The organism is Mycobacterium simiae (assembly GCF_008370645.1).
GTDB lineage: Bacteria > Actinomycetota > Actinomycetes > Mycobacteriales > Mycobacteriaceae > Mycobacterium > Mycobacterium simiae_A.
On record NZ_VTZN01000701.1, the window covers coordinates 1 to 205 of the forward strand.

1 protein-coding gene is annotated in these 205 nt (G+C 65.4%); it reads left to right on the forward strand.

Going from position 1 to position 205, the window contains the following annotated elements; all coding sequences use genetic code 11:
* Positions 1 to 5: 5 nt before the first annotated feature.
* Positions 6 to 205 (forward strand): AMP-binding protein (locus F0Q45_RS27420; protein ID WP_306439488.1); only part of this gene is annotated, 200 nt, incomplete at its 3' end.

Genomic DNA, 205 nt, shown 5'->3' on the forward strand with positions numbered 1-205 from the left:
AGGTGATGAACGGCTACGGCCCCACTGAAACCACGATGTGCGCAACCGCTTTCAGCTGCGAAGGGGTTCATGATCCGATACCGATCGGTGGCCCGCTGGACAATGTGCGGGTCTACGTGCTCGACGCGGGCATGTGTGTGGTGCCGCCCGGGGTAGCGGGTGAGCTGTACATCGCGGGCAGCGGTGTGGCGCGCGGGTATCGGGG